Consider the following 23,742-nt stretch of genomic DNA (forward strand, 5'->3'; position numbering starts at 1 on the left):
TTAAGAATATCAGGACCGTCGTGCTGGATGAGGCGGACGAGATGCTCGACATGGGCTTCATCGACGACATCGAGGAGATACTGGAGAGAACACCGGAAGGCCGGCAAACAATGCTCTTTTCTGCCACCATGCCCGCGCCTATCCAGAAGCTGGCAAAGCGCTTCATGAGGGACCCGCAGACCATCGGCATCAAATCGAAATCTATGACCGTCTCGGGCACCGAGCAGGCCTATTATGAAGTCCCCGAAAGACAAAAGTTCGAAGTACTCTGCCGCCTGCTGGACGTGCAGCTTCCGGCGCTCGCCATCGTGTTCGTCAGGACAAAACGGCGTGTGGACGAGCTGGCAAAAGCGCTGGACGAGCGCGGCTATCCGGCGGAGGGCATCCATGGGGACCTCGCGCAATCGAAGCGGGACAGCGTCATGCGCGGCTTCAAGGAGGGCACTACCGAGGTGCTCGTGGCCACCGACGTCGCGGCGAGAGGGCTGGACATCAGCGGCGTGACGCACGTCTATAACTTCGACATACCGCAGGACCCCGACAGCTACGTCCACCGCATAGGGCGGACCGGCCGGGCGGGCAAGAAAGGCGCAGCCATCACTTTCGTGACGCCGCGGGAGATGGGGCTTTTACGTTTCATCGAGCGTGTCACACGCCATAACATCGAGAGGAGGCCCGTACCGACGGCTGCCGAGGCCTTTGAGGGAAAACAGCAGGCGCTCGTGGAAAGCCTGTTAAGCGTGGCCGGCGGCAGCGATACCTCGAAGTACCGGGGCATAGCCCAGGATCTTTTGAATATGAACGATTCGGTGACTCTGCTTTCAGCGGCCCTGAAGATGCTGAGCCGGGAAAAGGACGAGCCGCCCGCGGCCGTTGAGCTGACCGAGGACAGGCCGATGCGCCAGCGGAAGGAGCGTAAGCCCGAGAGCCGGGACCGGCGGGAATTCGGCAGGCAGGATTACGAGTTCAGGAAACGGCGCTCTCGATAATAGCATTTTTATAGCCTGAAGCGACTCGAGGGTGACCCACTTCATAGGGCACCCTGTTTTCTCGACACGCACGATATACCTGCCGGCATACAGGTCCGCCTTTAGCCACAAATAAGCCGGTCGATGGCCATTGACCCAGTCCAGTCACCCATGTCACGCTTGCCGTCGCAGGAGATGCTCAAAACGGCGAAGCGATAACGTGGCGCCCAGCAGCACGATAGCGCCCGAAATAGCGAGCAGGATGGACAGGCGGTCGATGCTGCCGATAACGAATTGAAGGCCCATAGTAATAATGGAGTATGGGCTTACTAATAGATAATTGTTTTTATGTTACGTGATGCGCCTCTTGCACGACCTTTTTCATCTTCTCCAGGTCCTCGGCGTAGTGCAAATGCGTGGGGCAGCGGCAGTCGCTGCAGCCAAAGCCCGGCACCCGGGCCAGGAACTGGTCGATGGAGCCGGCGACGCTGCACTCAGGCCGGGGGGAGGTCACGACGTCGACGACCTCGACGTGCGGCAGCAGGTAGTCGATGTGCCACTGCTTCGTCCGGTTCTTCCCCGAGGCCACCGCCCTGTGTCGCTTTACCCGGACAAAGCCGCCGCTGCCGAGCGCCGAGCCCGTGTAGGCATAGTAGCCCTCGTTAAAATACAGCTCGCCGAGCGCCCCGATCTTCAGGCGCATCGGCTCTTTAAGGAACATGACCAGAGTGTACGTGCCCTTATCGATATCTTCCACCACTATCCCCAACTACAATAGGGGCCGGGGCTCAATTACCTTGCGGTTAAAGATCGCGCGGCACCTGGCGCACAGGGTAGCCGGCTTCTGCAGGGCGTCCTCGATGGAGCTGGAAAAGCGCATGACGCAGTCGTCCTTACAGTGGTCAAGCCCGAGCACGTGGCCCGCCTCGTGGGCGCACTCCTTGGCCACCATCTCCGCCGATTCCAGGCGGAACGTGGACACGACGCCCGCCAGGTGATACATGGCCAGGCCCATGACGAATGTCAGGTGGTCGTAATAGATGTCGCCGCCCACGACCCAGATGGCGTGCTCCGACGACATGTTCCGTATCAGGTAGTCGAGCAGCACCTGCGCGTCGAACTGGCCGTGCCTGATGTCATAGGCGCCCTCGTAGAGGTCAAGTACGCCCCGGTCAGCCGTGGAGACACCGTAGACCTCGACGAGCGTTCTCGCCACGATGTGCTTGAACTCGGCGGCATCTGCCGTATAAAAGAGATCGAATCGCATCCATACCTCAACACTGAATGGTATGGAGGTACATTATTATAATAATAACTTGAATAATTATTGAAAACCGTATTTTCCCACGAGCGGCACGAAGGCGACGCCGCCCTTATTATAGGTTTTCACCTGGCCGCCGGCCTTCTCCACGAGATAGAGGTCCTGATAGTAATGCCCGACCGGGATGACCATGCGGCCGCCGTCCTTTAGTTCGTCGATAAGCGGGCCGGGGATATCCGGTGCCGCCGCGGCGACGCTGATGCGGTCATAGGGCGCGTGCTCAGGGAAGCCTTCGCTGCCATCCCCGATGATCACATCGATATTGATCAAGCCCAGCTTTTTGTATATTTCCCGTGCTTTATAAGCCAGCTCAGGCTTTCTCTCGACCGTATAGACCATGCCGCTGCCGGCAAGGATGGACAGGATGGCCGCGTGGTATCCCAGTCCGGTGCCGACCTCTAAAACTTTATCCCCGTTCCTGACGTCGAGGAGATCGCACATGACCGCGACCATATTGGGCGCAGAAATAGTCTGGCCCTCGCCGATAGGCAGGGGCACGTCCTCGTAAGCATTTTCCAGGACGTTTTCTGGAACAAAAAGATGCCGGGGCACTCGCGCCATGGCGTCAAGTACCCGTTCGCTAATTCCCTGAAATCGTAAAAGCCTTATCAGGCTTTCCTGGCGTTTTCGCCACTTCTCTTCCTGGATGCTCTCAGCCCCTCGCCCACGGCACGCCGCTCCTGCGAGATGATCTTCGAGTAGATGCGCCGGACATCTTTGGCCTTGATCGCCTTGCCCGTTCGCTTGAAAATGCCGCCGTCCCTGACCTTGATGGAGCTGATGCGGACCTCATACCCCTTTAATTTCATAATGTCGCCGATGGCGAACTCGTAGTCGCCGTTGACCTTGTAGTCGAGCGACTGCGTCTCGCCCAGGCGCTGGACGGCGATCTTCACGACCACCTCATCGATGGCCCGGGCCCAGATGGTGCGTACGTCCTTTGCCTTCGCGCGCTCGGACCTTCCGCCGGTGAGCAGCTCCAGCGACTGGATGCGGACGCCGCTCACGTCCTCCCCGACGTCGATCACGAACTCGTCGCCCGCGTACAATTCCTCGTCCGCGTCGACCTCGAGCTGCTGCGCCGACGACGCGCCGCCGCGGCTCACGATGACCTTGATCTTGATCGCTTTCTTTTTCTCGTGGGGCAGGCGGTGAATGAATCCGCATTGCTCGCACTTTAATAAGTGACTTTTAACGACCGTATGCATGACTTCTTCTTCGGGGCTGCACTGGGGGCACGCGGCCTCGACTACATCTATCTTATCCACAAAACGACTCTCCGTGTGTTATATCAATGAACAGAGTAGATATAACTCCGTATGCTTAAAGAAGTTGTCCATGCCCGGGGCCACACGAACGTCACGGGCACGCACCGGAGCACATTCGAGGTGACGCGGGACGCGGAGATATCGGCGTCGGCCGATTGCATCATTGCCGTGGGCGCCGATAAAGGGGCGGCTTCTTTGAGCGAGCCATTTAAAAGGTCCGCGGCCCGGGACGACGCTTTTATCACCTGCGTGATCGAGGCGGGAGGCGTCAAAGATCGTGTCACCGGATGGGGGTCGAATGCAATGACATTCACGGTCGAGAACAGCATGGTCTTCCGCGTCAGCGATTACGTTTGCGGCAGGACCGTCCTGATACACGCGGATAAGCCCGCGGCCAGGCTCGACCGGAAGCTGATAAAGGCGCTGGCCGAAGGAAATCAAGCCATCATCGAGCTATGTGTAGAGCAGAGAGAAAAGCCTAAGCCTTCATTCGATCTATTATTCATGGAGCGACAGGCATGGTAGAGGATGAAAAGCCCGAAACAGCGGGCATAGAAGACCTCAAAAAAGAGCTCGCGAGCATCAAGAACGAAATGATGTGGAACGAGCTCGAGGATATTAAAAAAGAGAAGATGCGCGAAGAGCTCGAGGCAATTAAGGCCGAGCAGGCGGAAAAGCAGCAGCGGTATTATGTGCCGTACACGCCCCGGCTGTCCATCCTGACGGTGATCATGGCAATGGCCACGCTTCTGGCCGCCGGTTACCTGATCGGCACTCTGTACCAGTTCGGGCTCACGGACGAGGTCAGTAGATATCTGGCCGCGTATAGCATACCCATCAGTGCCTCGATCCTGCTGACGGTCGCCAGCGTCGTGCTTTTCTTCATCGGGCTGGGGCTTGTCACGATGGCGAAGAAGTGAGCGCCGGCAGCATCACCACGAACTTCGCCCCTTTCGAGGGCTCGTCCGGAACGCGGTCTTCGACCCACACTTTTCCCTTAAAATCATCGACCAGCTTTTTTACTAAATAGAGGCCAAGGCCCCGGCCCGTGACGCCTGTTTCGCCATGCTGGTGGCGCCCGAACAGCCTCTTCTTCAGCTCGTCGGGTATCCCGGGGCCGTTATCGCTGATGTCGACCCGGTAATATGTGATGTTATCCCGGGATACCGGTTCCAGCCGGATATCCACCGATACCGGACCCGTAGAATGCCTGATGGCGTTGCCCACGAGGTTGACGAACACGTCCTTCAGCAGCGGGTCGGCAAGCACGTAGCATTCGTTCGCCGATTCCAGGCGTATGGCCACGTCCCTGCCCGGCACATGCGAGAACTCGGACACCACGTCCCGGAGTATCAGGCACATGTCGACCTTCTCGTGCCTCAGGCCGCCTTCCTTGATCATCTGCAGCTTGCGGACGGTATCGATGAGCCGCGTGCTGTTCCTGAAAGCTTCGAGGGGCTTTTCCAGGTATATTTTTTCGTCGTCCTTGAGGCTTAAATTCGCGAGGCCGAGCTCGAGATAGCTCATGCCGATCTGGTTCATATTATTGATGTCATGGCCCATCAGGTCGACGTACAGCTCGGCCTGCCTCCGGGCATCCCTGACCCGCGATTCGGCGTCCTTTCTCTCCGTGATATCGACGAACGTGACCACAGCGCCTGTTATCTTTCCGTCCTCGCGTATCGGGTAAGACGAATACTCCACGGGGAAGGGCGTGCCGCCCTTTCGCCAGAATACATCGTCGCTGTCTCGGCAGCCGGTGCCTTCGCGTAAAGACTGGATCACGCAGCACTGCTCGCGCCGGCACGGCGTGCCGTCGCTCCGGGTATGGTGGATCAGGTCATGCGTATCCTTTCCCAGCGCCTCGCTCTTCGTGTAGCCCAGCTGCCGTAGCGCCGAGCGGTTGATGAACGTGCAGCGCCCCTGCACATCGACCCCGTAGATGCCCTCGTCGGTCGATTCGAGCAGCAGGCGGATATCTTTAAACAGATGGTCCTTATACTCGGACAACGTGCCCACGACGATGGCGACGACGATAAAGATAGACGCCCGGATCAATGTATCCGGGACGACATGCCCCATCGTAAAGTATCCGATGGCCATGTGAGCCATCCCGAGGAATATGGCGACATAGATGGCCTTTCGGTGATACCAGATGCCGGCCAGGATGATGGGGATATAGTAAAGGTGCGTATAGACGACATCGACGCCCATTACCAGGTTGACGTATACGGTAACGATGATACAGCCGACGATGATGGCCAACAGTAAAAGCTTATTATACCGTTCCCGGGCAGGGGCCGTAAGATCCGACATCTCGTCCATGAATGAAATCACGCGCCGTCACAATAATATTGTGTGTTATTTATAAAAATTAACTCAAATTTTTTACGCTATCGATATATTCGGCTGGTGCTCAAGGACCAGGTAAATATTTACAAAATATTCACTTAGTTTATGTCAATAATTCAAACTATTTACAAAAATAGCTAATTTATTTACAAAATTTGTCAATTTTAGTATAAAGTATATATAGCAAAAGTTCAACCTTGGGATAACTAGTATACAGGAAATGCTTTATTAGCAGCTCCTAACTTGCGGAGGGAACGACATTAAACTAAAAACCACGCTCGGCGTCGCTGTTTTGCTCATGGTACTGCTGTCCTCGATAGCGGTCGTAGGAGCATCGCAGCCCGCGGCAGATAATTCTACTGACATGGGGGCATCGACCGGATATTCGACGTACATCGTCGCTTTCAACGACGGGCCGTCCGTGCAGGCGGAAAGCCAGGTCACGGACCTCGTGAGCTCGCTCAACGGTAAAGTGATCGACCACTATGGCATCATCAACGGCATGTCGGTCACAATACCCGACAACATGGCGGGCAAACTTCAGTCGCTCGGCAACGTAAAGTACGTAGAGAAAGAGCAGACAGTCCAGGTATTGCTGGATAAGGCGGTGCCCCAGATCGGCGCCGACAAGGTCTGGGCTTCCGGCTACACGGGCAAAGGCGTCAAGGTCGCCGTTATCGATACGGGCGTCGACACGAACCACCCCGACCTGAACGGCAACAAGGTCGTCGCCTGGGTCGACTACGTCAACGGCAAGACCACGCCGTACGATGACCACGGCCACGGCACGCACGTGTCCAGCACCATCGCCGGCACGGGCAACGCCTCCAACGGCCAGTATAAAGGCGTAGCGCCCGAAGCCAGCCTGATGGTCGCGAAGGTCCTGTCGTCTTCCGGCTCGGGGAGCGACACGAACATCATCAAGGCCATCGACTGGGCCGTCAAGAACGGCGCACAGGTGATCTCCATGTCGCTGGGCAGTACGACACACTCCCAGGCCATGGATGATGCCGTGAACAACGCCGTAAAGGCAGGCGTCGTAGTCGTCATCGCGGCGGGAAATAGCGGCCCGAGCGCAAAAACGATCTGCTGCCCGGGCGACAGCCCGTATGTCATTACGGTCGGCGCATCGGACCGGAACGATGCCATCGCCTCGTTCAGCTCCAGGGGGCCGAACCGGGACGGCAGCGTCAAGCCCGACGTTACTAACATGGGCGTCGGCCTGGTGGCGGCAAAAGCCGGAGGCACGGCCTCGACCGGCTACTATAAGGCCATGAGCGGCACTTCGATGGCCACCCCGATGACCTCGGGCGTCGTCGCCCTGCTCCTCCAGGCGAACAAGACGCTGACACCGGAGCAGGTCAAGACCGTCCTGGAAAAGACGGCAAAGCCGCTGGGCGGCAGCGTGCCCAATAATGACTACGGCTACGGCCGTGTCGACGCCAAGGCGGCACTGGACTACGTGCTGACCGGCAAGGTGCCGGCACCTACGCCCACGCCGACCCCGTCGCCGGGCGTGAGCCCGACCCCGACCCCGACACCTCAGCCGGGAACCGGGTCATCGGTCGCCCTGACCAGCATGTTCGCCAAGTACAATAACCAGTACGGGCGCATGGAGCAGTTCCAGGTCAAGGCGGGCACGACTATCAGCCAGGGCATAATGATGTCGAATACCGGCGGATCGGCCGATTCGTATACCGTCTCCGTAAGCGGAATACCGGATGCGTGGTGGACTTTAACGGGCTATTCCGGGGACACCCTGCAGCCAAATGGCATGGCGTACCTGACTCTGGCGGTAACGCCGGCGGCCAGCACGGCGACCGGAACGTATACCATAACGGTGACTGCCACGTCCACATCGGACAGCAGCGTCAGGGCCACGAAGTCCTACACGCTCAACGTGGCGGGCGTGGCGGTTTCGCCGACCCCCAACCCGACTATATCGCCGACGCCTATACCTACCCCCGGAAAATCGTTCTCCGGGAGTGCATCGACGAGCCAGGAGTACTATGAGTACCTGACACCGTCGGCCGCAGGCCAGGTAACGGCGACGATAAACTGGGCGAGCAAGTACTCGGACCTGAACGCGTACCTGTATGACCCGTCCGGTAAGCTCGTAGCCAAGTCCGAAAACAGGTACACGACCACCGAAACGGTGCAGTATAACGCTCCGGCCGGCGGCTACTACCTGCTCAAGGTGACCGCTAACACGTACGCTGGCGTCGCTTTCACGGGCACGTCCAGCGCCGACACGGCGCCGGCATACGTGAAGACGGGGACCGTGGGAAGCACGCCGGTAACGTTCACGGTGAACGCTGATGGAGCGCTCCCTGTAAACGCGAGAGTCTCGTGGTCGTGGAGCTATAACACGATCGCGCTGTCGCTCGTCGACGGCAGCGGTAATACGATCGCGCAGGGCACGAAGGCGGCGGAAGGCTTAAGCGGCGCCTACGAGCAGATCGACTGCACTCCTGCGGCGGGCACGTACACGCTGCAGCTCGTCTCCGACAGCACCTCGATACGCGGACTGAGCTATAAGCTGGTAACTCCGTTCCAGCTTTAGGCTCCTTTTTTTATCTTTTTTCTTAATCCTCGTCTTTTGTATTATCAAACGTTTTGTACCTGCACATTGTGCCTACTTTTTGGTGATTCAAATGGGAGGCTTAAAGAAAGAGGTCGAGGGTGCAGTAAAAGAGGCCGCCGGCAAGGCCGAGAAGGAAGCGGGCCGGGCTATGGGCAAGCGTGACGTGGAAGCGAAGGGCAAGCTGCGGGAAGAAATCGGAAAAGCTGAAAAAGCACTGGGCAGGGCCCAGAGAAAGCTATAAGATATTTTATTTTGCGGGGGCCATGGAGCTCTTCATGGCCTCAAGCCCTTCGTCGATGCCGCGTATCTTCATCATCGCGGCGACCTTCGAGATGTCGAGAGACAGGTCCCGGGGCATCCTCACGGTTAGACCCATCTCTTCCATGCTCAGGGGCACCAGCAAGTCTTCATTAAGGCCGAATATCCTGGCGATCCGCAGGCCCATCTCATAATGGCTTATGCGCTCGGGCCCGGCCAGGTTATATGTGCCGCTCATGCTCTCCAGTGTCATGAGCCTTACTGCTCTGGCGGCGTCCTCGATGTGGATCGGCGAGAAATACATGTCCCTCGCCAGCTCGATCTTCTGGCCGTAGCCCAGGCTCGAGACCACGAAGCTCACAAAATTATCCGGATAATTACCATAAACGTCGCCCATCCTCACCGTCACGTGGTCGGCCGCCTTATCCACGGCCACCTCGCCCATGAGCTTGGTCTCGCCGTAGACGTTGATGGGGTTGACGTGGTCGTATTCTGTGTAAAGCCCGCCCGGCTTGCGGCCGTCGAACACATATGCCGACGAGAGATATATTATGCGGGCCCTCAGTTGGGCCGACGCTTCGACGAAGAACCGCGCGCCCCGCGTGTTGAATTCCATGGCGTCGAGCCGGTTCTTCTCGCAGTACTCGACACTGGATACCTCCTCGGTAAGGATCAGGCTTTCAGGCTTGAATTGCCTGACGACGCGCGCCACATCGGCGTTGTTCTTGACGTCGTAGCCGGCACATCCGGAGGCCGGGGACGGGTGCCCTTTATCGCACGCCCACGACACTTCACGGTCTTTAAGCGCTTCATGGATAGCGGTACCCATCGGGCCGCAGCCTAGGATCAGGATCATAATGTCTCCAAATAGTGAACGTACTAGTATATTCGCTTACTGCTGATATACTTTCCATTGAAGGATAGCAGCTAACGTTTATTCTTACCGTTGAAAAAGCCAAATATGCTGGTATATATCCAAAAACTAAAAAAATGAAAAAAGAAAAAGGTGTCCGGTATGCTTAACCGAACAGGGCGGAGAGACCTTCCATGCCGGTGGCCTCTTCCTCTTCCTTCTTCTTCTCTTCCTTGGGAGCCTCAGCTGCCGGGGCGCCTGCCGCCGGGGCCGCCGCTGCCGCGGCCGGAGCCGCCGCGAAGGCCGCCTTGGAGATGGCCTCGTCGATGTTGACGCCCTCGAGCGCCGCTACCAGCGCCTTGACACGGGCCTCGTTCACTTCGACACCAGCCGCCTTCAGGACGGTAGTGACGCCGGTCTCATCCACAGGCTTGCCAGCCTTGTGTAACAGTAAAGCTGCGTATACGTATTCCATTTTAATACACCTCAAATATCATACTTTTGACTTTAATTCTTCGTCTAACGCGTTGGCGTTCTTCGCCTTCGCTTCCTTTGCGACGGAGAGCATCTCGGCCTCCGCCTTAGAGAGTATCATGTCCATGGCGTCCTTCTCGAAGATGGGCGCGTTGACGGCGAGCGCCTTGGATTCCCGGACCGCCTTCTGGATGAGCGGCTCGATGGTCTCCTTGTTGGCGATGCCGGCCTCTAAGCTCAGGCTCAGGGCCTGGCCCGCGGCCTTTGCGAACATGTTCCTCAGCTCGTTCTCGTCCATCGAGAGGTCCGACGGCATATAAATGGTGTGGCCCTCGATGACTGCCTTTAAATTCAGGCCGATCTCCATGGGGAAGATCTCGAGCCTGCCGAGGATCTCCGCCTGCTTGGCGGTGAACTTTTCGCCCTTCTTCACGACGACCTTGTCGTTCTTGATGACGACCTTGCCGCCCTCGATGCCCGCCGGGATGCCGGCCTGCTGCATTTCTCCCACGATGGGGCCGGGCTTGAACGAGGTCGGGCCCTTCGTGACCGAGACATCGGCCGGTGCCGTGTCGCCGGACTTCGCCGGTGCCTTTGACTTCGTGGCCTCGAGCAGCTTGTAGAGCTTGAAGGGGTTTGAGTTCGTGTAGACGAGCACGATCTGGCCGTCGACGTACTTCGCCAGTTCCCGGGCTTTCTCGTCCTTGGGCAGCGAATCGAACGCGATGGTGGTCAGCGTGTTCCGGATCATCTTCATCGTCACGGTGCCCCGGAGCTTCTGCCTCATCTTCTGTAAGGCGTCGGCCGGGACTCCCCGGACGTCGACGATGCCCGTGACCTTGTGCGAGTGGACGTTATCGACGATCTCCTTGATCTCATCCATCTTCCACTGGGGAATGTGGACGCTGTGGTGAATCTCGGTAGCTTCCATCCTTACATCACCTTCACGGCGGGCCCCATCGTCGTCTTCACGTAGACGGAGCCGATGTTCATCTTGCCTTTCTCGAGCTTGCCCTCGATGCGGTTTAAGATAGCGTCGATGTTATCGGCGATCTGTTCCGGCTGCATCGTCTCGTTGCCGATGATCGTGTGGAACGTCATCCTGTCTTTCGAGCGCACTTTTATAGCCTTCTTGAGCCTGGTCACCATGTTGGTGACGTCCGCCTGGGGCGGTAACGGCGTCGGCATCTTGCCGCGCGGGCCCAGCACCTGGCCGAGCTTCTTACCGATGGCGGGCATGTAGGCGGTCTCAGCTATAAAGAAGTTGACCTCTTTCGCGAGCTTTTTAGCCCGAACCTTGTCCCCGCCCAGTTTATCAATTTCTTCAGGGGGGAAGACATAGTCGGCGCCAGCCTTTTCAGCATTGATGGCCACGTCGCCCTTTGCGAAGACGCAAACTTTGACGGGCTTGCCCCGGCCCGAGGGGAGAATTATTTCTTCATCCACACGGTTCTTGGGCTGGCTCAAATCTATGTTCTTCAGGTTTATGGCAAGGTCAACGCTTTCGGTGAAATTCCGCTTGGGCTTATCGGCCAAGGCCTTCTTGACCGCTTCGACCGTTTCTTTTCTTGCCATTAGTTTATTCCTCCGTAGTCTGCGACCACTGGTCGTTCCGACCAATTACGGTCTACTACGACAGAATAACAAAATCAGAGTGATCCTGCTAATTTGTCGTCGTACTGTCCCGCATTGATGTCTGCGTATATGTCCTTGGCCTTCTTGCCCTCGATGGTAATGCCCAGCGACACGCAGGTACCGATGACTTCCTTCGCCGCGTTCTTCTTGGTGTAAGAAAGGAATGCTCCCTTCTTCTTCGCGACGACGGCCAGTACCTGGTCCATGGTGACGTTACCTACCTGGACGGTGTTGGGTGTACCGGAGCCCTTCTCGATCTTGGCTTCGGCAAGAAGTAACGCAGATGTCGGTGGTGTGCCAACTTCAACTGTAAAGTTCTTGCTGGCGTCGACCTTGATCTTGACCGGGACGGTCATGCCGTTATACTCCGCGGTCTTCTTGTTGATCTCGTCGACCACTTTCTTTATGTTGATGCCTAAAGGACCAAGCGAGGGACCCAGCGGGGGACCCGGATTCGCCCTGCCTCCTGGCACCAAGACTTCTACTACATCTGCCATTTCAAATTCTCCTCTATTTTGTAGAGAATGTTGGTTCAATAGGGTGGTTGAGGTATATAAATGTTAAGGTCAGGTTCTTATGTTTAATATACAGCTGATATTAGGATATAAGTAAAATGAAGCCGGCATTTATTAATTCGCATTGAAATAGTTTTTTTCGAGAAATATTTGCTGCGTTGAATATTGATAGGTCATAGTTTAGCGAGCAGTCTTATTTTTATCGTTTGCATAATAGCCAAAATTTATTGACAGTTTCCGATTATCTTCTTCACTTTAATGAAAATTAACTAGCTTAGAAATCGTTTACTAATTAACAAAATTTGACTTATTCAATATGGCATTTATTTCCGGATTATGATTTTTCTCTGTACATCTCGTTTCACCCGAAGGCTATCTAATATTACTTTAGTCCCAATTCTGGATATTCTTAAATAATAGTTTATTAAACCTCAGGCACCCACACATGAAGACCTTCATCCTAGTCTATCCCACCTTCGTCCCGTCCGAAGTGATCCTCGCCATTATGTTTATGAAAACGGTCGGCTGAATCGTGACCGTCAGCATATTCTAAAAAAATATCTGCACTTGCTCTGCATCTTATTCAAGCTCGGCTAAAACTATGTTTAATCGGCGTATGGCCCGCATTGGATAAAGTTATTATATTTATAAAATAAATAATGTAACGTGCCCTTAAAGTTTGATACAATATTTTTCTCAAAAGGCGAGATTACTTACCGCCTGCATTTCCCCTACATACTGGGCGACGTCAGAAAGTCGATGCTGCTGAGCGACGATGACGGCAAGTTCTCGTCCGACACCAGGGAATATTTTATTAAGGGGTATACTTATGGCAGCGCCACATACGATATCCATGTTAAAGAGATTGGCGCAGACATCTTCCCCGGGCGGATTGATGCCTTGTTCACAAAAGGTGATAATATAGAGCCAATACCCCTCGACTTTCTGGAGAATATCCGGACCCGGAAAGAAGAGGCGACGCAGAACCGGATCGCTATCACGGTCAATGGCAAGCCAGTATGATAGGCTGGACGGCTACGATAATTAATTTTTCAAGCACTATCGAAAATGCGATCCTGGAAAAGGGCATCGGCCAGCCGGAAGCCATCGCATTATATGAAAATTCCAGGTATCGTCGCATCGATAACTACGGGCCGTATGCGAATGACCCTGAAAGTATCCATATGGCTAAAGAGTTATCGAAAAGTGACCTGACGCCCTGGTCCTGGTCATCATAATCCTCGCCTTACTGGCAAAGGATTTAGCCATAACCCGACATTACTATTTGGCGGGATATTATGCCCTTAAGCATAGGTTCCATTTTACACTGGGTCAGCCTGCGGCCGGGCAGACATTGCTACGAGCTGCGGGAAGGCGATAATACGCTGGCGGCACTCGAATGGAAAAGCCCCGGCGATCCTGAAGCGGAAGGCATGGCCGGCGAGAGGCGAATATCGTTCAGGCGCAGGGGATTCTTCTTCCGCCAGACCGTCATCTCCGAAGCGGATACGGGATTTGAGATCGCCACATTCAAGTTCTATGGCGGCGACAGGGGCACCCTGACGTTCAGTGACGGCTACCGGCTCAAGTGGAGGTTCGAGGGCATCCCTGAGTCAAAGTGGTTCTTTACGACGGATAAGGGCAGCGAGCTGCTTTGTTTCACCGTGCCCAGGCCAAAAAAGGGTGGCACCGTCCGGATCGCGGCCGATGTCGAGGTACTGCGCGAGATAGACGAAAAGTCGATCATCCTGCTGGCCGTGATCGGCTGGTATAACATCCATGGCATCCTGTCCATGTCAAAGTGAGGCTTATACTGGCGACTGACGCCGGGCAACGTCCTTTTGTAAAAGTCGGGAGACGTTTGTCCGGGAAGCCTGGCCTGGCCATCAGGCTCTGCCAGGACAGATGGAGACGCATCTGCCGCCTGAGTAGAAGTGGCCGGCCTCGTCACGAAGGTGCACCCATAGCAGCCGCTCGTTGATAAGAGCAGCATCAACATAACTATCATCAATAAATTTTTTCCTGCGATAATACGGGTATAAGAAATATATATCGCCTTACTATTATATATTTAATAGTAATTATTTAAGTAGCTATCAATTAATCATGCCAAATAATCCATATATTTTTTATATGGCAAGCGTCGGCAGCGCAAACCCACTCTTGATTCAGATGCTCTTATATACTCGAAGAATATGTATGAGTTGGAGTGATATAATTGACATGTACATATCAAGGACAATGCCCTATGGTTCCGCCGGCAATGATCGGCACGAGCATCGCGGCAGGCAAGTGCGAGCGCTGCGAGCATAACAGCACCGCCAAAAAGAATAAGCGTGGCGGAAGACGCAGATAAGATCGCGTTAGTGAATTTTGCCGAGATACCGGTCCCTTAAGATTCTCAGGGGCCGCGACATTCCCGGTATCAGGCCCTTTCTCAAAATGTCTGTTTAATAAATGTCCGGCCGGCTAAATGTCGTCTTCGTCCACGGCTTCGGTCTCTTCTAGAAAAATCACGGGCGTTTCGTTTGTATTGTCCGCTACGGCCGCGGGCACAATAATGTCGACCGCGCCCTGCCTCTGTTTTTTGGAATAGCAAAAATGGGCCGTGAAGACGTCCATGCCGTTGACTACGATCATCTCATTGTTATGGTATGCCAGGGAAATATATTTCATTGAATCCTTCAGAATTATCGGACGGACTTATGATGTTTCGGGCATGCTGTTCAGGAAGCCCTTACGCTCCAGCCAGCTTACCTGCGGCCCCGTGTATCTCCACGTAACGTCGCCCTTCTCGTCCTGGATCTCCCAGGGCACGACGATGACCACGTCGCCTTCACGGATCCACGTCCTCTTCTTCATCTTTCCCCGGATGCGGCACATGCGTGTCACGTTATCCAGGCACAGGACGGTCAGGTGAGAGGCGCCGAGCAGCTTTGTCACGGTACCTAATATTTCTCTATCGGCTTTTCTTGGGGTCCTTACCCTGGTGACTTCGGCACCGGCGGCGCTCGCCGGCTTTCTGCCACCCTTGTTATGCGGTTTATACAGTCTTACACCTTCATGAATAGAATGCTATCATACTATATAAAGTAATTATTTTTTTATAAATTATAAAAAATTAAAAAATGATAAGATCACTGGATGAGGCTTATCAATTTTAGTAACGGGGCTTCCTGTGCTTGGGGAAGCAATCCTGGCAATATACGGGCCGGTCTTCGCTGGGCTTGAACGGCACTTCACATTCTTTTTTACAATCGGCACAAATAGCCTTGTGCATCTCTCTCGGGCCTCCGAAGCTTCTTCGGCCCCTGAATCCACTGTCTCTCATGATAATTTCTCAGTCAGGGCATTATTCCCTGCAACCCCAATAAAACACGCATAGTATAAATACATGCCTAATTTATAAAAAATCAGTCTAAAAAAATGTGAGAAGCCCGCCAAAATGCGAACGGGATCTCGATCTTTTAATTGAGATGAGCGGCCTATTTATTAGCCGGTACTCGCAAATGCGCCAGGTGCAGCGTTTCCAGAAGTTCCTCGGCCTGAAGAGTGAAGTCCTGTTCCATGCTTTTGATCAATATGAGCTCTTCGAAGCCCGAATTCGGCGGCATCATAGCCGCTTCGTCGACCTCGGGAGTTGGATCCACGGCCATCTGTTCGATTCTGCGGAGTCTTTCATTCCAGCTTATAAGCTCATCTATTGGAATTCCGTTCATCTATGTCCCCCTTCTTAATATGTTATTCAGTTATGGTTTGAATCCTAATAAAGTATGCGATAATAATTCCAGAATAGTCTAATTTAATATTATTATAATAATGGTATATTGTATAATCCATTGCTTTTTAACGAGCATCGCGTTCCATATGCCGAAATTGTCGGGGGCCAGACGCCAGGCTGTGTGATGATGGATGCCGCCGGCCCCGGAAGATTACATCGACTTCGAAGTCATCCCGCTGCGGGCCTATCCGGGGGTTTCGCGCGGCTGTTCAAGGATAACGGCCACTAGTCCATATATGGTATCTCGCCATACTCGCTGCCGTATTTCTGGTTATAGATGTAGACGTTCCCGTTATACGTGTATTTGACCTTCTTGATGTCCTCACCGGACGTGGCCGTATTATTGACGACCCGGTTATACTCGTCGCTGCCCGGTGACAGATATGTCAGGTAGGCCCGGCCGGATTCAATGGACGCGTTCTCACGCTTGATAAACTCGGTCGTGAGGCCGTCTATCATCCCGAGCCATGACTGGAATTCGGCCCGGGTCATCTCAGTGCTCGTCTTCGCGGCGTAGTACATGTCGAGGCGCTGGGTCTGCTCCTTTACCAGCTCGAGATCGTAGTTATACTCGCTCTGGGCGCTGACAGCCTGGTCGCGCGCCTGGCTGTCCTGGCCCATGCTATGGGCGATCCCGGTGATAGCACTGTAGGCATAAAAAAAGATCAGAGCGACGGCTACGGATACGACGACAACGACCGTGGCCATGCCGATGAGCTTAAGTAGATCGTCTACGGTGGTCATGCCTGAAAGTGTTTTATTTACATATAATTATATATATGCTTGCGTTTGTAAAATAGCCTAAATCGCTTTAAAAGTAAACTTTTAGCAATCTTTTTATTGCCACATATCCCAGTAATCTAGTAATGAAGACCATCGACTGGCTCTATGATAATTGGGCTAAGATGTACAGTCGTTTATGCGAAGCGGCAGCTCAATAAGAATAAATAATGCATTACTTCGGATTACGCTCATGTTCCATGACGAATGCCCGGATCTGGCCGATGCGCGTGTCGATATCGCCGTTCACCTTGTCCATGCCCGTATCAGAAAAATGCTGCAGGGCGCTCATCATGGATATCACGGGAAGCATGGCCAGGCGGATCATCAGGTACATCCGCGTCTCGTCGATATCCTCGATGAGATCGTTCGGCTCGCCAGTTACCTTGAGCTTGGCGTCGATGTGCTGGTTGATCTCGTCGATGGTGTTGTTGATGATGAACATGGCGTGGAGGTCGTGCTCGTAGATCGTTTCGGCCGCCAGCGTCGATAGCACCGTCAGCGAATCCAGTGCCCGCTGCTTATCTGCGTACTTGATGGCCTCGATGACCTCGAGCTTTGCCTTGAGCACCCTCGCCCTGAACACGGGGCTCTGCCCCGGCTTCTTCGACTTTTCCCGTACTACGGGTGACGTTTCCTCCCCTGGAGGAGTGACACCGCCTTTCCCCTCGGCCTTCTTGAAGAGGTTGAACATCATATCGTTCTCTCAAAGTAAAATATTATAGTACTATAAGCGGCTGAATAATAAGCTTTGTCGGTGCCAATAAAAACATAAATACGCCTAAGATTTTAAAAAAATGAGTTAGTTCCGGCTTTTTAATACATATATGACCCATGGCGGGCCTTATCCGGCTTTCAGTTAAATTTACGTTTCGTCCGGCCGGTTGTCCTGCCATAGGCGGCATTTTTCCCCACCAGGTGCAATAGCTCGTCCTGGTTTGCCAGGATCTTGTTATTCTGTGAGATGATCGTGTCAAGCTTATTGTCCAGATGGGATGCCCAGTTATGGCTCTTCTTCTTTGTGGCCGCCTTATTCTTTTCAGCGCCCACCACCAGGTGAGAGAGGCCCAGGTTATCGAGGATCTCGCCGCCGTTATCCTTAATGTTCGACTCGACCTGCCGGATGTAGTCGTGATACTGCTCGACGTCTTCGGGCAGGCCTTTCAGGCCCGCGCTCCACCACGGCCCGAGCTTAAGCAGTTCCCATTCCTGGCTGGCCGCAGGCCTGCCGACCATCTCCGCCAGGTCAAATCCCTCCATTTCTCTGCCGAGCAGGCCGGCTTCGCCGTTGATCGGCGGCGGGCTGCCCAGGTGCCATTCGCCGCCATAAAAGCCGGCCGCTACGGGGCTACGGTCCGCAAACTTTTTCCGGAAGTAGTCGGCCTGGCCATCATCGATGAAGACGGGTATGACCTCGCCCTGGATCTTCACGAGCACTTTCGTCTTTTTAAGAAATGGATTCCATTTCTTACAAAAGCCCGTGATCTCGCCTACGGCTATCTTACCGGCAACCTCTTCGTCCGCCATCTGCCCCTCTGTATGGAGTAACGGTACTCAGAAGACCGCCACCTTTCTACTATCACTCACGAATTGTCCCCCGGGTGATCGAGTAACGATAAAAAGGATCATCGATCAGGATAGTTATTGTAAATAAAATCTAAAGTATCCTGATACTTGCCCCCATGATTAGCGTCCCCCAATAGATTCCCTGATATATTATTAAACGTTTCTTAAATATAAGCTTGCCTCAAGAGAACCTGTGATAGAGCAGGGCGAGATTAAAAATGCAAAACAGGCATATTTTGCCCGCGGGACGTGAGCCCTTACTTTCCGGACCGGTAATTCGGGCACAACAGGGCAAGCCATTCTAATATCTCCTTTTTTACTACAAAGATTTTAACTGTTCATGCCTTACAAAGTTAATCTGACGTCATTATGTACGGATGAAATCGTAGCTTAGAGAAGCCTTATTACCGATTATCCTGTACTACAGACTGGTGAGAAAAATGGATAAAACGCTAATCGTTCTAGGAGTTCTCGTGCTCGCGGCCGCGGGCCTGACCGCGGCAATGGTCATGACATCGCCCGCCCCTGAATCGCCGATCACCGTACCTCCGGCTCCCGGTAACCCGGTCCATCCCGGCGATCCGAAGGTGATGCAAAATGACGACCTCACGCTCGCGAAGCAGTTCGTGATGGACGACGCCACGTTCCAGTTCGATGGCATAGCCGACACTGTTACAGGTACGATAGACGAGAGCAATGGCATCGCCAGGGTCGAGTTCACCTCCCGCTACGCGGGCTATGGTAACAGGACCGGCATGATACTCGCCGCAGTCCTCACCTCCCACCAGGCTGTTATTAAGATATCCAATGGCCAGGTCGTCTCAGCCATCATGGACGGGACCTGGGATATGATTGGGCAGAAAACAATCGCTTAATAAGGCCAACTTTTTCTTTTATCGGCAGAACGTATTATTAAAAAATATTGATGGTGTGCCCGGAATATAAGGGCTTACCACCATCCACTGCTGCCCCACCAATTGCTGCACCAGTTGTTCCACCAGCCGCACTGGTTCCACCAGGGCCACCAGTTGCCGCCCCAGCCGCCCCAGCCGCCCCAGCCGCCCCAGCCGCCCCAGCCGTGACCGCGCCAGCCGCCCCAGCCGCCCCAGCCGTGGCCGCCCCAGCCGCCCCAGCCGTGGCCGCCCCAGCCGCCCCAGCCGTGGCCCATACCCATGCCGTGGCCCATGCCGAAGCCCCGGGCGCTCGCGATCATGCTAAACGCCGGCACAAGCATCAGTAGCACGAGAGCAACTGCAAGTAACTTTGCGTTGAGATTCGTTTTTTTCACCCCTGTTCAATGAAACGGCGAGAATAAAAAAGTCTGATTGCCTATTATAGCATCGAGCGGCGTGATTTGTCATATTTTTCGCCGTTCGCCCGGTTAATTGAAAAATAGATCAGGCGCTCTCAGGATTTTTTATTAAGTCCCGTGAATGTGCGCTGGTGCTCCTCTTCCTGCATCAGGATTTCGATGAAGATGTGGGCCGTCGTCAGGTCCCCCTCCTTTTCGGCCATTGGGATGATCTCCTTGTACATCTTAATGGCCTCGTCCTCCGATTTAATGTCGCCATCGAGCATCTCTTTCAGGGTCGTGCCGACGCTGATGACGTCGGGCCTTGTCGTGGGGATGCCGCCCAGATAGAACAGTCTTTCGGCGATCTTTTCGGCGTGTTTCATCTCGGCTATGCCGATCTTCTTGAGCTCGTCGTGGGCCGCATAGCCGTGTATGCCCATCCACTGGGCGTGCTGCCACATGTACTGGATGGAAACTTGCAGCTCCCGGGCGATGGCCCGGTTCATCATGTCCATTAGCTTTTTCGAAGCCATCGTTAATTCCTCGCCTTATCGAACGAAAGAACGATAGCCGTATTTAAAAGGCTATGGAGCGTTTTCTATGCTCACGATGACCTCGTTCCGGCGCATGAAACCGGGTATCCAGGGCGGATTATACTGGGCCAGGAGATAATCCCCGGCAGGCTTTAGGCCGCTTTTTGCCATCCACTCGTTCAGTTCCCGAGTCTTCTTATCGGCCAGCTCTGCATTCATCCTTCCGGAGAACCGTATCGATGCCGCCCTGTGGGCCGGCACCTGCCGGAACGTTATGCTTTTATCGTCGGGCACGGGAAGTGTTTCCAGTGTATAGTTCGCCGGCATGATAAAAGATACGACATAATTATTCCCCGACCTCTCCGATGTCACGGGCGCGGTCATCGGTATCTTTTCCGATGTCGCGGCCTGCTCCTCGGTCACCGGCACCGTCATGCGTATTTTCGACCGGCCCGTGTTCTTGCCCGAGATATAGTTGAACAGCCTCATGAAGCCGGAGTACAGGGCGCCGTTAAAGTCGCCGCCAGCCTCCGCCTGTGCCATGATATAGGGCTCGTATTCCCTCACCTGCATATTCCCGTCGTCTTTGATCACCCGGTAAGCCGGCTCGTTGGGCTCCCGGGCGGTTGCCAGGGGCGAGAAAATAAGCAGGCCCAGTATCACGGCAGCTATGCCGATATGCCTGAAGTATACCATTTGCATCCCCGAACATCAATGGACGCCGAACGATAAAAAATGAAGTGATGCTTTTAGGGAACTCCCGCTCAATATTCCTTGAATATTTTAATGTACGTAAAAAATTTGCTGTGCTGAATAACTGTGCTGAATAACCTTCTTATTTTTGTTGTCTAAGCCCGTGAGAGCATATAAGTTCGCGAAGCGGACTTAGCAAGCTTCGCGGGCTTAAAACGGGTCATCCCGAAAGATAACAGCTATTATTCAACACAGAAGAAACATTAAAAAAGAAAAAGCTCAACTGGCGCTGGGCGGTGTTATGGACAGCACCGTGAGCTTGAAGTGCAGCGTCTTCCCGGCGAGCGGGTGGTTGAAGTCGATCATCACCGTCGTGTTATTCGGTATGCTGTAGATAGTCACGGGATTCGTGCCGTAATAGAGCGTTTCGTTGACATACGGCGTGATGTTGTTCTCCAGGAGGTCTGACGTGTTCACCGGCTGGATGAGAGATGCGTCGTAATCCCCGTACGCCTCGTCCGGAGTGAGCGTGATGTTCCGGGACTCGTTGACCTTGAGGCCCACGACCCCGTTGTCGAAGCCCGTTATGACCTCGCCCGAGCCCACGACGAAGGTGATCGGCTCGTAAGTTATGTTCTCGTCGTAGATACCCGCCTCTTTCGCGAGGGTCGCGTTCGAGGTGTCGAAGACTGTGCCGTTATCGAGCCAGCCGATATAGTCCACGGAAACGGTATCGTTCTTTGCGACGGTCTGCTCCGATTGTGAGGTACATCCCGCTATCAGCGCTATCGACAGGACCAGTAAAACGGCCCCGATGAATTGTTTTCCTTCCATAATTGTCACTGTACCGTTGTTAGACAAATGCCGCCTACGCTATATATTCTTTCTCGCCGGGTTCTCCAACCGGAGCATGCGCCGGGAAACGAACTTTAAGCGTTCTGAAAAACTGAGATTCCGCCCTTAATGCAGGCAATACTTTTCGTCTCCCTGCGTATAGGCTTAAACGGGAGATGGATGATGAAAGTAGTCAGTATATTTTTAGCGGCAGCATTAGTGCTGCTCTCCGTATCGGTGGTTGCGGCACCGGCGTTCGCGTGGCTGCCATGGATGGCCGGCGGCTTCGGGCCCTGGGGCGGCTTCGGGCCCTGGGGCGGCTTCGGATTCCCGGGCATCGGCGCATGCGGCGGCTTCCCCGTCGCAGGATGCGGTGTACCATACGCCGGAGGATGCGGTGGCGTACCATACGCCGGAGGATGCGGAATACCCGGGGCAGGCTTATGCAGTGCACCGGGATATAGCACCGGATATCCCGGCATCGGAGGCTATGGCGTCCCGGGCTTTGGCGCAAACGCCGGCGCGAACGCCGCGTACCAGATGCCCCTGACCAACTCTGCATACGGTAACGTGCCCTATAAGAGCCCTGGCAACGGAGGCTTTGGCGTCCCGGGCATTGGCGCGAACGCCGCGTACCAGATGCCCCTGACCAACTCTGCATACGGTAACCTGCCCTATAAGAGCCCGTATATCGGGAACGTGGGGAAAGCTACCGGATTGAGCGGCTATTAAAACTAGACGTTAAAAAAATTTTAACTTTTTTTACTCGACGTTTCCATGCTTCGGCGCTTTTATCTTTGGCCGTAGATAGGATAGGTTGAAAATGTCCAGGAGTTTCTCGGCCTCATCCCGGAAATCGTTCTCCATCGCCTTGATCATGGCCACTTCATCTTCTGCCTGCCGCTGTTCTTCGCCCTTCACAGGCGGATAAAATTTATGGCGCTCGCCGTTCTGGTCGTGCTCGCTTAGTTCTTTAAGGACTACCGTGATAGGTATGCCAGTCATAGATCATTATGCCCCCTTGTTTCGTTTTTTAAATTAAGCCCTGTTGATATCTAGACTTATCGCTTATATAAATACCTTTTGATATCGGCAGACAGGAGCCATATAAAAATAGCGGCCTAGGGTGAATTTTGGAAATATTCTTCGACCCGGTCCAGCCACTCGCCAGCCAGGGCGTTGAACAGGCCCTCCTGCTCGACCTCGAGCCCGTGCCCGGCCCGGTCGAGGACGGCGAACGTGCTTCTGGAATAAATGTCGATGAGCTGCAGGGCGTCCCTGTAGCCGACGGACGCGTCCTGGCGGCCGGCGAGTATCAGGGACGGCCTATCGAACGGCTGCGGGAGCTTATCGACGTCGAAGGAGCACTCGTACCCGTGCTTTTTCAGGCGCTCAAGGAAAACCTTATCCTCGTTGTGGCGGCCGGGGAGGATATCCTGCTGGAACCGCTCCCACCGCCGCCTATCCTGCAGCAGCAGCATCCGCTCGAAAAATTTCCGGTCTTCGGGGTCGATAGCCGCCAGTAATTTATCGTCCCGGACAAATACCGTCCTGGGAGGAAGCTGGCGCTTCTCGCGCTCGCCGACCATGACCGGGCAGATCAGCAACAGGCCTGCGATGCTTGAAGGCATCCGGTTCACCATCCCCCGGGCGATGTACCCGCCATAGGATTCTCCGGCCAGTAAAAAGCTGCCCTTGATGGCTTTTTCACTGAACTTCATGACCAGGTCAAGCACCTGGTCAGAGTTGCCCAGCCAGTCGGGCGCCTTTGACTGCCCCATGCCTGGCAGGTCGATGTAGATGCGCCGGTAGCCAGGGCGGCCTTCGAATACAGGCTCCATGCAGCCGATCATTACGTTATGATCGATGCCGTAGCCGTGGAGCATCAATACGGGAAAGCCCTCGCCGCGGGCTTCATAGTAGATGCTGACCCCGCCGACCTCGCAGAACATGAATGGAATATTGGGGCATCGGGATAATAAGTATTGGCATCAGCCGGCATTTATGGCAGGCCGACGCTGACGCCCAAATTG

34 protein-coding genes are annotated in these 23,742 nt (G+C 54.4%); 10 read left to right on the forward strand and 24 right to left on the reverse strand.

Features of this window, described 5'->3' with window-relative positions; translation table 11 throughout:
* On the forward strand, positions 1-989 hold a 989-nt coding region (locus tag VMC84_RS03840; RefSeq protein WP_325378312.1), incomplete at its 5' end, for a DEAD/DEAH box helicase.
* Positions 990-1,142: 153 nt separating this feature from the next.
* Here VMC84_RS03840 and VMC84_RS03845 read toward each other — a convergent pair.
* The 5 genes from VMC84_RS03845 to VMC84_RS03865 are packed head-to-tail and all read right to left on the reverse strand — an operon-like array spanning position 1,143 to position 3,557.
* Positions 1,143-1,274, reverse strand: a complete 132-nt coding sequence (locus VMC84_RS03845; protein ID WP_325378314.1) for a hypothetical protein — start codon at positions 1,272-1,274, stop codon at positions 1,143-1,145.
* 40 nt (positions 1,275-1,314) lie between these two features.
* Entirely contained in the window at positions 1,315-1,725 is a 411-nt protein-coding gene (locus tag VMC84_RS03850; RefSeq protein ID WP_325378316.1) for a GIY-YIG nuclease family protein, read from the reverse strand.
* A 12-nt stretch (positions 1,726-1,737) separates the two neighbouring features.
* Entirely contained in the window at positions 1,738-2,235 is a 498-nt protein-coding gene (locus tag VMC84_RS03855; RefSeq protein ID WP_325378318.1) for a peptidase, read from the reverse strand.
* 57 nt (positions 2,236-2,292) lie between these two features.
* Positions 2,293-2,901: a protein-L-isoaspartate(D-aspartate) O-methyltransferase gene (locus VMC84_RS03860; RefSeq protein WP_349256738.1), complete on the reverse strand. Its 609-nt coding sequence runs from the start codon at positions 2,899-2,901 to the stop codon at positions 2,293-2,295.
* Complete coding sequence (locus tag VMC84_RS03865; RefSeq protein ID WP_325378320.1) at positions 2,898-3,557, reverse strand: HVO_0476 family zinc finger protein; 660 nt, start codon at positions 3,555-3,557, stop codon at positions 2,898-2,900. The genes VMC84_RS03860 and VMC84_RS03865 overlap by 4 nt, the downstream gene beginning before the upstream one ends.
* Before the next feature lie 51 nt (positions 3,558-3,608).
* Between VMC84_RS03865 and VMC84_RS03870 the strand changes: the two genes are divergently transcribed.
* The gene (locus VMC84_RS03870) at positions 3,609-4,082 is read left to right on the forward strand and encodes a DUF371 domain-containing protein (protein WP_325378322.1); all 474 of its coding nucleotides are present in this window, start codon (positions 3,609-3,611) and stop codon (positions 4,080-4,082) included.
* Complete coding sequence (locus VMC84_RS03875; protein ID WP_325378324.1) at positions 4,076-4,477, forward strand: hypothetical protein; 402 nt, start codon at positions 4,076-4,078, stop codon at positions 4,475-4,477. Before VMC84_RS03870 ends, VMC84_RS03875 begins: the two co-directional genes overlap by 7 nt.
* On the opposite strand, the gene VMC84_RS03880 is transcribed toward VMC84_RS03875, so the two are convergent.
* On the reverse strand, positions 4,458-5,882 hold the full coding sequence (locus VMC84_RS03880; RefSeq protein ID WP_325378326.1) for a PAS domain-containing sensor histidine kinase: 1,425 nt from the start codon (positions 5,880-5,882) through the stop codon (positions 4,458-4,460). The two genes, VMC84_RS03875 and VMC84_RS03880, sit on opposite strands and share 20 nt — an antisense overlap.
* A gap of 325 nt (positions 5,883-6,207) precedes the next feature.
* Here VMC84_RS03880 and VMC84_RS03885 point away from each other — a divergent pair, with 325 nt between their 5' ends.
* Both VMC84_RS03885 and VMC84_RS03890 read left to right on the forward strand, forming a co-directional pair.
* Entirely contained in the window at positions 6,208-8,472 is a 2,265-nt protein-coding gene (locus VMC84_RS03885; RefSeq protein ID WP_325378419.1) for a S8 family serine peptidase, read from the forward strand.
* Between the two features lie 91 nt (positions 8,473-8,563).
* Positions 8,564-8,734 carry a hypothetical protein gene (locus tag VMC84_RS03890; protein WP_325378328.1) on the forward strand — a complete coding sequence of 57 codons (171 nt, stop codon included), beginning with the start codon at positions 8,564-8,566 and terminating at the stop codon, positions 8,732-8,734.
* Between the two features lie 6 nt (positions 8,735-8,740).
* Here the strand turns inward: VMC84_RS03890 and VMC84_RS03895 are convergent, their stop codons facing one another.
* The 5 genes from VMC84_RS03895 to VMC84_RS03915 all read right to left on the reverse strand — a co-directional run bounded on the left by VMC84_RS03895 (position 8,741) and on the right by VMC84_RS03915 (position 12,210).
* The gene (locus VMC84_RS03895; protein ID WP_325378330.1) at positions 8,741-9,607 is read right to left on the reverse strand and encodes an NAD(P)-dependent oxidoreductase; all 867 of its coding nucleotides are present in this window, start codon (positions 9,605-9,607) and stop codon (positions 8,741-8,743) included.
* A gap of 163 nt (positions 9,608-9,770) precedes the next feature.
* Positions 9,771-10,079 carry a 50S ribosomal protein P1 gene (rpl12p, locus tag VMC84_RS03900; protein WP_325378332.1) on the reverse strand — a complete coding sequence of 103 codons (309 nt, stop codon included), beginning with the start codon at positions 10,077-10,079 and terminating at the stop codon, positions 9,771-9,773.
* 18 nt (positions 10,080-10,097) lie between these two features.
* Positions 10,098-11,009 carry a 50S ribosomal protein L10 gene (locus VMC84_RS03905; RefSeq protein ID WP_325378334.1) on the reverse strand — a complete coding sequence of 304 codons (912 nt, stop codon included), beginning with the start codon at positions 11,007-11,009 and terminating at the stop codon, positions 10,098-10,100.
* Between the two features lie 2 nt (positions 11,010-11,011).
* Positions 11,012-11,653 (reverse strand): 50S ribosomal protein L1, encoded by a 642-nt coding sequence (locus VMC84_RS03910; RefSeq protein WP_325378336.1) that lies wholly within the window; start codon positions 11,651-11,653, stop codon positions 11,012-11,014.
* Positions 11,654-11,727: 74 nt separating this feature from the next.
* Complete coding sequence (locus VMC84_RS03915) at positions 11,728-12,210, reverse strand: 50S ribosomal protein L11 (RefSeq protein ID WP_325378338.1); 483 nt, start codon at positions 12,208-12,210, stop codon at positions 11,728-11,730.
* A gap of 684 nt (positions 12,211-12,894) precedes the next feature.
* On the opposite strand from VMC84_RS03915, the gene VMC84_RS03920 reads away from it, so the two are divergent.
* The 3 genes from VMC84_RS03920 to VMC84_RS03930 are packed head-to-tail and all read left to right on the forward strand — an operon-like array spanning position 12,895 to position 14,033.
* Positions 12,895-13,251, forward strand: coding sequence for a hypothetical protein (locus tag VMC84_RS03920; protein ID WP_325378340.1), 357 nt, complete (start codon positions 12,895-12,897; stop codon positions 13,249-13,251).
* Positions 13,248-13,466 (forward strand): hypothetical protein, encoded by a 219-nt coding sequence (locus tag VMC84_RS03925; RefSeq protein ID WP_325378342.1) that lies wholly within the window; start codon positions 13,248-13,250, stop codon positions 13,464-13,466. Before VMC84_RS03920 ends, VMC84_RS03925 begins: the two co-directional genes overlap by 4 nt.
* A gap of 60 nt (positions 13,467-13,526) precedes the next feature.
* Positions 13,527-14,033, forward strand: coding sequence for a hypothetical protein (locus VMC84_RS03930; RefSeq protein WP_325378344.1), 507 nt, complete (start codon positions 13,527-13,529; stop codon positions 14,031-14,033).
* A 664-nt stretch (positions 14,034-14,697) separates the two neighbouring features.
* On the opposite strand, the gene VMC84_RS03935 is transcribed toward VMC84_RS03930, so the two are convergent.
* The 7 genes from VMC84_RS03935 to VMC84_RS03965 all read right to left on the reverse strand — a co-directional run bounded on the left by VMC84_RS03935 (position 14,698) and on the right by VMC84_RS03965 (position 18,316).
* The gene (locus VMC84_RS03935; protein ID WP_325378346.1) at positions 14,698-14,904 is read right to left on the reverse strand and encodes a hypothetical protein; all 207 of its coding nucleotides are present in this window, start codon (positions 14,902-14,904) and stop codon (positions 14,698-14,700) included.
* A gap of 27 nt (positions 14,905-14,931) precedes the next feature.
* Positions 14,932-15,279 (reverse strand): translation initiation factor eIF-1A, encoded by a 348-nt coding sequence (gene eif1A / locus VMC84_RS03940; RefSeq protein ID WP_325378421.1) that lies wholly within the window; start codon positions 15,277-15,279, stop codon positions 14,932-14,934.
* Between the two features lie 109 nt (positions 15,280-15,388).
* A complete protein-coding gene (locus VMC84_RS03945) occupies positions 15,389-15,559 on the reverse strand; it encodes a CxxC-x17-CxxC domain-containing protein (RefSeq protein WP_325378348.1) in 171 nt (56 codons plus the stop codon).
* Positions 15,560-15,713: 154 nt separating this feature from the next.
* On the reverse strand, positions 15,714-15,947 hold the full coding sequence (locus tag VMC84_RS03950; RefSeq protein WP_325378350.1) for a hypothetical protein: 234 nt from the start codon (positions 15,945-15,947) through the stop codon (positions 15,714-15,716).
* A gap of 287 nt (positions 15,948-16,234) precedes the next feature.
* Complete coding sequence (locus VMC84_RS03955) at positions 16,235-16,753, reverse strand: hypothetical protein (RefSeq protein ID WP_325378352.1); 519 nt, start codon at positions 16,751-16,753, stop codon at positions 16,235-16,237.
* 211 nt (positions 16,754-16,964) lie between these two features.
* Positions 16,965-17,486 (reverse strand): hypothetical protein, encoded by a 522-nt coding sequence (locus VMC84_RS03960; RefSeq protein ID WP_325378354.1) that lies wholly within the window; start codon positions 17,484-17,486, stop codon positions 16,965-16,967.
* Positions 17,487-17,644: 158 nt separating this feature from the next.
* The gene (locus tag VMC84_RS03965; RefSeq protein WP_325378356.1) at positions 17,645-18,316 is read right to left on the reverse strand and encodes a hypothetical protein; all 672 of its coding nucleotides are present in this window, start codon (positions 18,314-18,316) and stop codon (positions 17,645-17,647) included.
* A 479-nt stretch (positions 18,317-18,795) separates the two neighbouring features.
* Between VMC84_RS03965 and VMC84_RS03970 the strand changes: the two genes are divergently transcribed.
* Positions 18,796-19,230 (forward strand): hypothetical protein, encoded by a 435-nt coding sequence (locus tag VMC84_RS03970; RefSeq protein WP_325378361.1) that lies wholly within the window; start codon positions 18,796-18,798, stop codon positions 19,228-19,230.
* Between the two features lie 74 nt (positions 19,231-19,304).
* Here the strand turns inward: VMC84_RS03970 and VMC84_RS03975 are convergent, their stop codons facing one another.
* The 4 genes from VMC84_RS03975 to VMC84_RS03990 all read right to left on the reverse strand — a co-directional run bounded on the left by VMC84_RS03975 (position 19,305) and on the right by VMC84_RS03990 (position 21,709).
* Positions 19,305-19,643, reverse strand: coding sequence for a hypothetical protein (locus VMC84_RS03975; RefSeq protein ID WP_325378363.1), 339 nt, complete (start codon positions 19,641-19,643; stop codon positions 19,305-19,307).
* Positions 19,644-19,762: 119 nt separating this feature from the next.
* Positions 19,763-20,182 (reverse strand): ferritin-like domain-containing protein, encoded by a 420-nt coding sequence (locus VMC84_RS03980; protein WP_325378365.1) that lies wholly within the window; start codon positions 20,180-20,182, stop codon positions 19,763-19,765.
* Positions 20,183-20,233: 51 nt separating this feature from the next.
* Positions 20,234-20,878 carry a heme-binding protein gene (locus VMC84_RS03985; RefSeq protein WP_325378367.1) on the reverse strand — a complete coding sequence of 215 codons (645 nt, stop codon included), beginning with the start codon at positions 20,876-20,878 and terminating at the stop codon, positions 20,234-20,236.
* A gap of 276 nt (positions 20,879-21,154) precedes the next feature.
* Entirely contained in the window at positions 21,155-21,709 is a 555-nt protein-coding gene (locus VMC84_RS03990) for a peptidylprolyl isomerase (RefSeq protein WP_325378369.1), read from the reverse strand.
* Between the two features lie 180 nt (positions 21,710-21,889).
* On the opposite strand from VMC84_RS03990, the gene VMC84_RS03995 reads away from it, so the two are divergent.
* Positions 21,890-22,441, forward strand: a complete 552-nt coding sequence (locus tag VMC84_RS03995; RefSeq protein WP_325378371.1) for a hypothetical protein — start codon at positions 21,890-21,892, stop codon at positions 22,439-22,441.
* Positions 22,442-22,471: 30 nt separating this feature from the next.
* Here the strand turns inward: VMC84_RS03995 and VMC84_RS04000 are convergent, their stop codons facing one another.
* Positions 22,472-22,714 carry a hypothetical protein gene (locus VMC84_RS04000; RefSeq protein WP_325378373.1) on the reverse strand — a complete coding sequence of 81 codons (243 nt, stop codon included), beginning with the start codon at positions 22,712-22,714 and terminating at the stop codon, positions 22,472-22,474.
* A 116-nt stretch (positions 22,715-22,830) separates the two neighbouring features.
* Complete coding sequence (locus VMC84_RS04005) at positions 22,831-23,661, reverse strand: alpha/beta hydrolase (RefSeq protein ID WP_325378375.1); 831 nt, start codon at positions 23,659-23,661, stop codon at positions 22,831-22,833.
* Positions 23,662-23,742: the final 81 nt, after the last annotated feature.

The organism is Methanocella sp. (genome assembly GCF_035506375.1).
Lineage (GTDB): Archaea > Halobacteriota > Methanocellia > Methanocellales > Methanocellaceae > Methanocella.

What these genes read in the sequence shown, in the direction of transcription:
- VMC84_RS03845 (WP_325378314.1), bottom strand. Translation starts at nt 1,274, where the DNA reads ATGGGCCTTCAATTCGTTATCGGCAGCATCGACCGCCTGTCCATCCTG.
- VMC84_RS03855 (WP_325378318.1), bottom strand. Translation starts at nt 2,235, where the DNA reads ATGCGATTCGATCTCTTTTATACGGCAGATGCCGCCGAGTTCAAGCAC.
- VMC84_RS03870 (WP_325378322.1), top strand. Translation starts at nt 3,609, where the DNA reads ATGCTTAAAGAAGTTGTCCATGCCCGGGGCCACACGAACGTCACGGGC.
- VMC84_RS03875 (WP_325378324.1), top strand. Translation starts at nt 4,076, where the DNA reads ATGGTAGAGGATGAAAAGCCCGAAACAGCGGGCATAGAAGACCTCAAA.
- VMC84_RS03880 (WP_325378326.1), bottom strand. Translation starts at nt 5,882, where the DNA reads ATGGACGAGATGTCGGATCTTACGGCCCCTGCCCGGGAACGGTATAAT.
- VMC84_RS03885 (WP_325378419.1), top strand. Translation starts at nt 6,208, where the DNA reads ATGGTACTGCTGTCCTCGATAGCGGTCGTAGGAGCATCGCAGCCCGCG.
- VMC84_RS03890 (WP_325378328.1), top strand. Translation starts at nt 8,564, where the DNA reads ATGGGAGGCTTAAAGAAAGAGGTCGAGGGTGCAGTAAAAGAGGCCGCC.
- VMC84_RS03895 (WP_325378330.1), bottom strand. Translation starts at nt 9,607, where the DNA reads ATGATCCTGATCCTAGGCTGCGGCCCGATGGGTACCGCTATCCATGAA.
- rpl12p (WP_325378332.1), bottom strand. Translation starts at nt 10,079, where the DNA reads ATGGAATACGTATACGCAGCTTTACTGTTACACAAGGCTGGCAAGCCT.
- VMC84_RS03905 (WP_325378334.1), bottom strand. Translation starts at nt 11,009, where the DNA reads ATGGAAGCTACCGAGATTCACCACAGCGTCCACATTCCCCAGTGGAAG.
- VMC84_RS03910 (WP_325378336.1), bottom strand. Translation starts at nt 11,653, where the DNA reads ATGGCAAGAAAAGAAACGGTCGAAGCGGTCAAGAAGGCCTTGGCCGAT.
- VMC84_RS03915 (WP_325378338.1), bottom strand. Translation starts at nt 12,210, where the DNA reads ATGGCAGATGTAGTAGAAGTCTTGGTGCCAGGAGGCAGGGCGAATCCG.
- VMC84_RS03925 (WP_325378342.1), top strand. Translation starts at nt 13,248, where the DNA reads ATGATAGGCTGGACGGCTACGATAATTAATTTTTCAAGCACTATCGAA.
- VMC84_RS03930 (WP_325378344.1), top strand. Translation starts at nt 13,527, where the DNA reads ATGCCCTTAAGCATAGGTTCCATTTTACACTGGGTCAGCCTGCGGCCG.
- VMC84_RS03935 (WP_325378346.1), bottom strand. Translation starts at nt 14,904, where the DNA reads ATGAAATATATTTCCCTGGCATACCATAACAATGAGATGATCGTAGTC.
- VMC84_RS03945 (WP_325378348.1), bottom strand. Translation starts at nt 15,559, where the DNA reads ATGAGAGACAGTGGATTCAGGGGCCGAAGAAGCTTCGGAGGCCCGAGA.
- VMC84_RS03950 (WP_325378350.1), bottom strand. Translation starts at nt 15,947, where the DNA reads ATGAACGGAATTCCAATAGATGAGCTTATAAGCTGGAATGAAAGACTC.
- VMC84_RS03955 (WP_325378352.1), bottom strand. Translation starts at nt 16,753, where the DNA reads ATGACCACCGTAGACGATCTACTTAAGCTCATCGGCATGGCCACGGTC.
- VMC84_RS03960 (WP_325378354.1), bottom strand. Translation starts at nt 17,486, where the DNA reads ATGATGTTCAACCTCTTCAAGAAGGCCGAGGGGAAAGGCGGTGTCACT.
- VMC84_RS03965 (WP_325378356.1), bottom strand. Translation starts at nt 18,316, where the DNA reads ATGGCGGACGAAGAGGTTGCCGGTAAGATAGCCGTAGGCGAGATCACG.
- VMC84_RS03970 (WP_325378361.1), top strand. Translation starts at nt 18,796, where the DNA reads ATGGATAAAACGCTAATCGTTCTAGGAGTTCTCGTGCTCGCGGCCGCG.
- VMC84_RS03980 (WP_325378365.1), bottom strand. Translation starts at nt 20,182, where the DNA reads ATGGCTTCGAAAAAGCTAATGGACATGATGAACCGGGCCATCGCCCGG.
- VMC84_RS03985 (WP_325378367.1), bottom strand. Translation starts at nt 20,878, where the DNA reads ATGGTATACTTCAGGCATATCGGCATAGCTGCCGTGATACTGGGCCTG.
- VMC84_RS03990 (WP_325378369.1), bottom strand. Translation starts at nt 21,709, where the DNA reads ATGGAAGGAAAACAATTCATCGGGGCCGTTTTACTGGTCCTGTCGATA.
- VMC84_RS03995 (WP_325378371.1), top strand. Translation starts at nt 21,890, where the DNA reads ATGATGAAAGTAGTCAGTATATTTTTAGCGGCAGCATTAGTGCTGCTC.
- VMC84_RS04000 (WP_325378373.1), bottom strand. Translation starts at nt 22,714, where the DNA reads ATGACTGGCATACCTATCACGGTAGTCCTTAAAGAACTAAGCGAGCAC.
- VMC84_RS04005 (WP_325378375.1), bottom strand. Translation starts at nt 23,661, where the DNA reads ATGTTCTGCGAGGTCGGCGGGGTCAGCATCTACTATGAAGCCCGCGGC.